General features: G+C 62.8%; 8 protein-coding genes and 3 tRNA genes. 5 read left to right on the plus strand and 6 right to left on the minus strand.

The annotated features are described in order from the left end of the window. Positions 1-78: 78 nt before the first annotated feature. The 5 genes from ACFMO5_RS09865 to ACFMO5_RS09885 all read left to right on the plus strand — a co-directional run bounded on the left by ACFMO5_RS09865 (position 79) and on the right by ACFMO5_RS09885 (position 4,816). Positions 79-1,272, plus strand: coding sequence for a saccharopine dehydrogenase C-terminal domain-containing protein (locus ACFMO5_RS09865; protein WP_376792579.1), 1,194 nt, complete (start codon positions 79-81; stop codon positions 1,270-1,272). Positions 1,273-1,313: 41 nt separating this feature from the next. After that, entirely contained in the window at positions 1,314-2,270 is a 957-nt protein-coding gene (locus ACFMO5_RS09870; protein ID WP_376792580.1) for an ornithine cyclodeaminase family protein, read from the plus strand. 50 nt (positions 2,271-2,320) lie between these two features. Then, the gene (locus ACFMO5_RS09875; RefSeq protein WP_376792581.1) at positions 2,321-3,043 is read left to right on the plus strand and encodes an SDR family NAD(P)-dependent oxidoreductase; all 723 of its coding nucleotides are present in this window, start codon (positions 2,321-2,323) and stop codon (positions 3,041-3,043) included. A gap of 166 nt (positions 3,044-3,209) precedes the next feature. Further along, complete coding sequence (locus tag ACFMO5_RS09880) at positions 3,210-3,686, plus strand: DinB family protein (RefSeq protein ID WP_376792582.1); 477 nt, start codon at positions 3,210-3,212, stop codon at positions 3,684-3,686. 14 nt (positions 3,687-3,700) lie between these two features. Continuing rightward, positions 3,701-4,816 (plus strand): aldo/keto reductase, encoded by a 1,116-nt coding sequence (locus ACFMO5_RS09885; protein ID WP_376792583.1) that lies wholly within the window; start codon positions 3,701-3,703, stop codon positions 4,814-4,816. 237 nt (positions 4,817-5,053) lie between these two features. Here the strand turns inward: ACFMO5_RS09885 and ACFMO5_RS09890 are convergent, their stop codons facing one another. The 6 genes from ACFMO5_RS09890 to ACFMO5_RS09915 all read right to left on the minus strand — a co-directional run. After that, positions 5,054-5,185: a hypothetical protein gene (locus ACFMO5_RS09890; protein WP_376792584.1), complete on the minus strand. Its 132-nt coding sequence runs from the start codon at positions 5,183-5,185 to the stop codon at positions 5,054-5,056. Positions 5,186-5,276: 91 nt separating this feature from the next. Beyond that, positions 5,277-6,995, minus strand: coding sequence for a long-chain fatty acid--CoA ligase (locus ACFMO5_RS09895; protein WP_376792585.1), 1,719 nt, complete (start codon positions 6,993-6,995; stop codon positions 5,277-5,279). Positions 6,996-7,107: 112 nt separating this feature from the next. Then, a tRNA-Ile gene (locus ACFMO5_RS09900) sits at positions 7,108-7,179 on the minus strand. 60 nt (positions 7,180-7,239) lie between these two features. Beyond that, positions 7,240-7,312 (minus strand) — tRNA-Gly (locus ACFMO5_RS09905). A 6-nt stretch (positions 7,313-7,318) separates the two neighbouring features. After that, a tRNA-Pro gene (locus ACFMO5_RS09910) sits at positions 7,319-7,393 on the minus strand. 136 nt (positions 7,394-7,529) lie between these two features. Then, a partial coding sequence (locus ACFMO5_RS09915; RefSeq protein ID WP_376792586.1) for a winged helix-turn-helix domain-containing protein occupies positions 7,530-7,741 on the minus strand: 212 nt, incomplete at its 5' end.

Consider the following 7,741-nt stretch of genomic DNA (forward strand, 5'->3'; position numbering starts at 1 on the left):
TGTCGGTATTTGTCAAGGCCTTGTTTAGAATACCACCCCGCAAAGAAAAACGACTATGACCAACCGGAGGCCCAAACGATGACGTTTCGCTACGCAGTCATCGGTGCTGGGATGCAGGGCACAGCGGCGGCCTATGATCTGGCCCGCTTCGGGGATGCCGAGATGATCTACTTGGCGGATCGCGATTTCGCCCGAGCGGAGGACGCCGCTCAGCGCTTGAACCGCTTGCTGGGACGGACCTGTGCTTCTCCCGTGGCCCTGGATGTGCAAGATGAGAAGGCCGCGACGGATCTCCTCCGCTCCGTGAACGCTGCGATCAGCGCCGTCCCCTACCGGTTCAATCCCCTCCTCGCCCACGCCGCGATCCAGGCCCGGACCTCCCTGTGTGATCTGGGCGGACACACCCCGACCACCTGGGAGATCCTCGCCCTGAACGAAGCCGCCTGCGAGGCGGGGATATCCCTCATCCCGGACTGCGGGCTGATGCCCGGCCTGGGGAACACCCTGGCCGTTTATGCAATGCGCCAGATGGATCATCCTCGGCATGTGCGCATTTGGTGTGGCGGCCTCCCTCAACGTCCCAAGGGGCCATTGGGATATCAGCTGTTTTTTAACATCACTGGCCTTACCGCAGAATACACAGGAAAAGCCGTCTTTCTCCGCCAAGGACGCATTGTGGAGGTGGAAGCCCTCTCGGAGCCCGAAACCGTAACTTTCCCTCCCCCTGTCGGCACCTGCGAGGCCTTCGTCACCTCCGGTGGCACCTCCACCTGCCCCTGGAGCTTCCAGGGGATTTTGGAGACTTACGAAGAGAAAACCGTCCGCTACCCTGGCCATCTGGAACGGATCCGCCTGCTGGCCGAACTTGGTTTTCTGGAAACCGATCCGATCCAAATCGATGGCGCCCAGGTGATCCCCCGCGAGGTATTCCATCGGTTGGTGGAGCCCCGCCTCCGGTTCCCAGAGGATCCCGCCGATGTGGTGGTGCTCCGGGTGACCTGCGAAGGAACCCACCAGGGTCAGCCTATGGAGCTTACGCTGGACCTGATGGATTTCTATGATCCGGAGACCGGCTTTACGGCGATGGAGCGAACCACCGGATGGCATGCCGCCATTGTGGCCGGGATGATGGCGCGAGGGGAAACGCCGAAAGGAGCGCTCCCCGTGGAGCGAGCGATCGACCCGGAGCGCTTCATGCTCGAATGGTTGAAGCGCGGCATCCCAATTCAGGAAAGCATACGGCGGCCGCTGCGAATCGCCCTTCGAGAGTGATCCCAGAGCCAATCGACCCGGAGTAGAGCGGAGGATCTTCCATGCTGCGTTGGATCACCGCGGAGCAGATCCGCCACGCCCTGCCCATGTGGCAGGCCGTGGAGGCGATGCGAGAGGCGTTCATCGCGTTTAGCGAGGGGCGTGCGTACATCCCTCAGCGGATTTCGATCTCGGTCCCTGAACGCGAAGGGGTCGCCTTGTTCATGCCGGGCTACGTTCCGCCTCGCGATCTGGGGCTGAAGGTGGTTTCCATCTTCCCCCGTAACGTCGAACAAGGCCTTCCCACTATCTCCGCCGTTGTGCTGATGCTGAATCCGGAGACCGGGATGCCCATGGCGTTGCTGGATGGAACCTTCCTCACCGCGTGGCGCACCGGGGCTGCCTCCGGGCTGGCCACTGCTCTGCTGGCCCGACCGGATGCGGAGTCCCTCGCCCTGATCGGCGCTGGGGCCCAGGCCCGCACCCAACTGCTGGCCGTCTGCGCCGTCCGACCGATCCAACGGGTGCGTGTTTACAGCCGGACCCCCGAGCGGGCCCGGAAGCTCATCGAGGAGATGCGGGGGCAGGAAGGGGTTCCGGAGGATATCGCCCTTGCGCCCACCCCAGAAGCGGCCGTCGCCGAAGCGGATGTGGTGTGCACGGCGACCAACGCTTCGGCCCCCGTCTTCGACGGCCGATCCCTGCGGCCGGGAACCCATATCAACGCCATCGGATCCTTCACCTTGGAGATGCGGGAGCTGGATGAGGAGACCTTCCGCCGGGCTTCACGCGTGGTGGTGGATTCCCGCGCAGCCGCTATGGTCGAGGCCGGCGAAGTGGTATGGGCGATCCGACAAGGGATCCTCCGGGAGCAGGATCTGGTGGAGCTGGGAGAGATCGCGGCGGGGCGTCAACCTGGCCGTCAGAGCCCAGAGGAGATCACCCTCTTCAAGTCCGTAGGCCTGGCCGTGCAGGATCTGGTGGCCGCTCGGTGGGTGCTGAAGGCCCTGGAGCAATAGCCCTGCTTAGGGAAAGGCGGGATCCCCGCGTTTTGGGGAGGTGATCCGAGATGGAGGCCCGGGGACGGGTGGTGCTGGTGACCGGCGCGGGGCGCCGATTGGGGCGGGCGATCGCCTTGAACTTAGCTCGGGCTGGCGCCCACATCGCCGTCCATTTTCATACCGCCGCTGAGGAAGCCCAAGAAGCTGTGCGCCAGATCCAAGCGATGGGGGTGGATGCGGAGGCGTTCCCCGCTGATCTGCGAGATCCCCCCCAGATCCCTTCTCTGATGGAAGCCGTGGTCCGTCGGTTCGGGCGGTTGGATGGGCTGGTGAACGCTGCGGCGGTGATGCGGGTCACGCGTTGGCATGAGCTGACGCCGGAGCAATGGGATGAGATCCTGGCGCTGAACCTGCGAGCGCCGATGTTCTGCGCCCAGGCCGCAGCACGCCATATGGAAGAGGGGGTGATCATCAACATTGCGGACGGTTCGGCCCTCAAGCCGTGGCCGGATTATCTAGCCCATACCGTCTCGAAATCCGGCCTGGTGGCCCTCACCCGGGCCTTGGCCCTCGCCCTGGCTCCTCGCATCCGGGTGAACGCGGTGATCCCCGGTCCTATCCTCAAGCCGGTTCATTGGGAGGAGGAGCGATGGGCCCGCCTGGTCCGTCGGGTGCCGATGGGCCGCCCCGGTACGCCGGAGGAAGTGGCGCACACCGTGCGCTATCTGATGGAGGCCGATTACGTCACAGGGGCCGTTCTGATCGTGGACGGCGGGCATCATCTGTTATAAAGTGGAGGTTTTGGAGGCGTGACCGGGCGCCTTTGGCTCCCAGCTACACCCCCAAAACCGTTTTCATCCTCCCTCCCCACGGCCCAGCCGAATCATTACAATCTCGAGGGGCGGCCCGCGTAAGCGGCCCGCCCCTCGCAGAGATCCCACAAAAAAGGAGGAATCGATGAGCGATCGCAAGGCAGCGATCCGAACTCATCTGGAGCAGACCCGTGCAGAGGTGCTGGCGGCAGTGTCCCAGCTAAGGGAAGCCGACTGGGAGAAACCTGTCCAAGGCGAGCACGGGAAGTGGACCGCTCGTCAGGTGCTTGCCCACTTGGCCGCCGCGGAGGTCGGCCAGATGTCCCGCATCCAGCGAGTCCTGGCCGGAGAACGGTATATGCCTGAAGGTTTTAACTTGGATTTGTGGAACGAGCGGCAGGTTCAGAAGCGGGAGAACCAGAAGGTCGAGGACATCCTGAAGGATCTGGAGGCCTCCCGCCAGGCGTTGCTGGGCCTCCTGGATTCCTTGACCGAGGAGCAGCTGGATGTCGAGGGGCAGCACGCCATCGGGGCGATGATGACGGTGGAGCGGATGTTTTATCACCTGGGCAACCACGAGCGGGAACACGCCGCGGAGCTGCGGCGCGCTTTGGAAGGATAACGATCCGGACGGCTATGATCCCTGGATGGGCGACGCTAGAGGGAACCCAGGCTTACACGGCACGCTTTCAGGGCACGGCGGACCCCAGTCATTTCCGGTCCGCCCAGGGTCTATGGCTGTCCTCCATCGGTATCGGCACGTATCTAGGACACCCGGATCCGGAAACAGACGCCCGCTATGTAGAGGCGATCCAGCGCGCCGTTGCGATGGGTTGCAACGTGATCGACACGGCGATTAATTATCGTTTCCAGCGCAGCGAGCGCTGCGTCAGCGAAGCACTTCGTCGCCTCCTCGCTCAGGGCTTCCGGCGTGAGGAGCTCATCATCGCCACAAAAGGGGGCTATGTCCCGTATGAAAGGGACTGGCCGGAGGATCCCTGGCGCTATATCGAAGAGCATTTCCTGGAGACCGGGATCGCCCGTCGAGAGGACTTCGTGAACGGCCATTGCATCGCCCCCGCCTACCTCCTCCACCAGCTGGATCGGAGCCGACACAACCTCGGCTTAGAGACCATCGATGTGTATTTCATTCACAATCCGGAAGAACAGCTCGCAGCGATCCCAAGGGAGGAATTCCGAAGGCGTCTGCAAGCTGCCTTCGCCGCGTTGGAAGAAGCTGCCGCCATGGGGCGCATCCGCTTCTACGGCACTGCCACGTGGACGGCCTATCGCTCGCCCGCCCAGGCGCCGGATGCGCTCTCCCTAATGGAAGTCGAGGCCATCGCCCGAGAGGTCGGCGGGATGGATCATCGGTTCCGATTCGTACAACTCCCTTACAATCTGGCGATGCCAGAGGCCGCCCTTCGGAGGAACCAGCCTCGAGGGGACGCATGGGGAACGCTGCTGGAAGCGGCGCAGGATCTGGGGATCACCGTATGGGCAAGCGCCTCGCTGATGCAGGGGCGCCTGACCCGGGGATGGCCCCTGTGGCTCCAACGCGCCTTCCCGGAGGGTTTCTCAGAGGCGCAGCGGGCGATCCAGTTCGTCCGCTCCACTCCGGGGATCACCACCGCCCTGGTAGGGATGGGCCGGGTCTCCCACGTGGAGCACAACCTCACCTTAGCGCGCCTCCCTCCCTTGTCGCCGGAGGAGATCGCCCACATTCTTCAGGGGCTTATGGGACACCGGTAAACAGTGCGTAATGGAACAAAACAAAAATGTCCTCCGTAACCCGCAAGGCACCAAGAAGGGTAACCGTTCGGGTTGAATGAAACCGCCTGCTTCGAGCGCTCAGGGGGCTTCGGTTCGCCCCTCGGCGCCGATTGATGAAATTAACTTACCCATAGCGGGGTTGGGGGGTGAGCCGGGCGTCTTGGGCGCCCGGCCCACCGGGTATTCTCAGCACGGAATGGGGAGATTAATTTTTAATCAATCGGCCTTCATCGACGCTTCGCTCCCCACGTCGGCGAATGCCGACGTGGGGAGCGATCGGCGCAGGCCGACCATCGGCCGCAGGCCCGGACCAAGGTAGCTTCCGATCAGCGCATGAATGGCTGCCAAGAAGGAAGCTCTCTCAGCGAGAGGCCGAGCAAAAAACAAGGGCCCGGCCTCTCGCCGGGCCCGAGGATCCAGAGCGGACGGCCATGCGCTCTCACTGGACCGGATGGCTCTTCGCCCGTTCCTCTTCCACCAGCACGCGGCGCAGCACCTTGCCGACCATGCTCTTGGGCAGTTCAGTTCGAAATTCGACGTAACGTGGGATCTTATAAGGGGCCAGCTTGTCCCGACACCACTCCCGGATCTCCTCCACCGTTGCCGTCTGCCCTTCATGGAGCACCACCCACGCCTTGACCGCCTCGCCCTGATGTAGGTCAGGGATCCCCGCGACGGCCACCTCTTTGATCTTGGGATGCTGGGCCAAGACCTCCTCGACCTCCCGCGGCCACACCTGATAGCCCCCTGGCTTGATCACCTCTTTCTTGCGATCCACGATGTAGAAATAGCCGTCCTCATCCATACGCGCGATGTCGCCGGTGTAGAGCCATCCGTTCCGCAGGGTGTTCTCGGTCTCCGTCGGCCGGTTCCAGTAGCCCTGGAACACCTGAGGGCCGCGGAGGACCAACTCTCCGACCTCTCCGGGAGGGAGCTCGGTGACCCCATCCTCCAGGCTGACGATCTTCGCATCCACATCCGGGAGGGGGATCCCGATGCTGCCTTCCTTGTTCAGGCCATATAACGGATTGCAGTGGGTGGCGGTGGGCGCCTCCGAGAGGCCATAGCCCTCCACCAGCTTGGCCCCGGTGATCTCCTCGAACCGCCGCTTGATCTCCAGGAGCAACGGCGCGGCCCCGGAGATACAGGCGCGGATCGTGCGCAGGTTGTATTTGCCAGCCTTCACATCGGGGTGGTTGTTGATGGCGTTGTAAAGGGTGGGCACACCGGGGAACATTGTCACGCGATAACGCTGCAGCCCATCCAGCAGGGTGTGCAGGTCCCGCGGGTTCGGCACCAGCACCAGGGTCGCGGCGGTTTGCATCGCCAGGCCCAAGGCCACGATCATGCCATAGGCATGGAACAAGGGGAGGGCGCCCATGATCACTTCCTGGCCCTCCCGCAGCCTCGGATCCCAAGCTCGAATCTGCAGGACGTTGGCCACGATATTGCGATGGAGGGCCACCGCCCCTTTGGAGAGCCCGGTGGTCCCGCCAGTGTATTGGAAAATCGCCACATCGTCCGGCCCAACCTCCACCGCAGGTCGCTGATCCGGTCGGTAGCGCTGGAGCAGATCTTGGAACCACACATCGTTGTCCCGGAGCGTCACCCGGTCCCCCTCTTTGCGCTCCCGAGCCAGGGTATAGAGGATCTTGAGCAAGGGGCTCATATATTCCTTGATGTGGGTAACGACCACCCGACGCACCTGGGTGTTGGACTGGATCGATTTCACCCGCTCGTAGATCCGGCTGAGGACGACGACCACGGTGGCTCCTGAATCCGCCAGCTGGTATTCCAGCTCGCGAGGCGTATAGATGGGGTTGGTTGCCACCACAACGCCGCCGATCTTCTGCACTCCGAAATAGGCGATGACGAATTGGGGGATATTCGGCATGATCAAGGCGACGCGATCCCCTTTGCGTACCCCCAGCTCATGATAGAGGGCGGCGGCAAAGCGGTCGGAGAGCTCGTTTAATTCCCGATAGGTCATGGCGCTCCCAGCGAATCCCTGATGGGCCGGCTTGAAGATCAATGCGGGGCGATCGGGAAAACGGCGGGCGGAGTCCTCGAGGAACCGGAAAAAGGGGATTGGTGGATACTCTAGAGAACGGGGAACGCCTGGGTCATAGAACCGATACCACGGGCGATCGTTCACCATCGCTCCCTCCCAGCGGCGAGAAGATGGTCCAAGGGGAAGAGTGCCCAACCTGCTTTCCAGCGGGGGATCGCCCATCCCACTGGCGTTGAAACCAGAGGCCCCTTTCCCCCAGTGGGCCCGGCAGGATTCGAACCTGCAACCGACCGGTTATGAGCCGGCTGCTCTGCCGTTGAGCTACGGGCCCCTTCGCTCTATCCGGGACATCGCCAATCGGTCCAGACCCTACCGCCAGTCCATGGAAAGGAGCGGGCGACGGGACTCGAACCCGCGACCTTCTGCTTGGAAGGCAGATGCTCTACCATCTGAGCTACGCCCGCGTCCAGTCGGGGCGGTCGGATTCGAACCGACGACCCCCACGTCCCAAACGTGGTGCGCTAACCTGGCTGCGCCACGCCCCGATGTATCCACAGTCCGCTTTTAATTATAACAGAAGTCCCTTCAACCTGCAGTGCTTTGCCCATTTTTGGGAAGCTTTCGGAAGCTGGACCGGGGCAGCCCCCGAAAGATTTTTCCCTTCCCTTGGGGCCCTCTTCCTTATGCGGACCCCGAACGCGCAGCGGTCCGTTGCTTCAGCCGCTCCAGCTCCCCGCCCCGGAAATCCACAAATCGGTATCCTACCCCGCGCTCCGTCAAAATATAGCGGGGTTGGGAGGGATCCGGTTCGATCTTCTGACGAAGATAATTGATGTAAAGCCGGAGGTAATGGGTTTCGTCCCGATATTCGTAGCCCCAAACCTTGGCCAGCA

This window comes from Thermoflexus sp., from assembly GCF_042408365.1.
Classification (GTDB): domain Bacteria; phylum Chloroflexota; class Anaerolineae; order Thermoflexales; family Thermoflexaceae; genus Thermoflexus.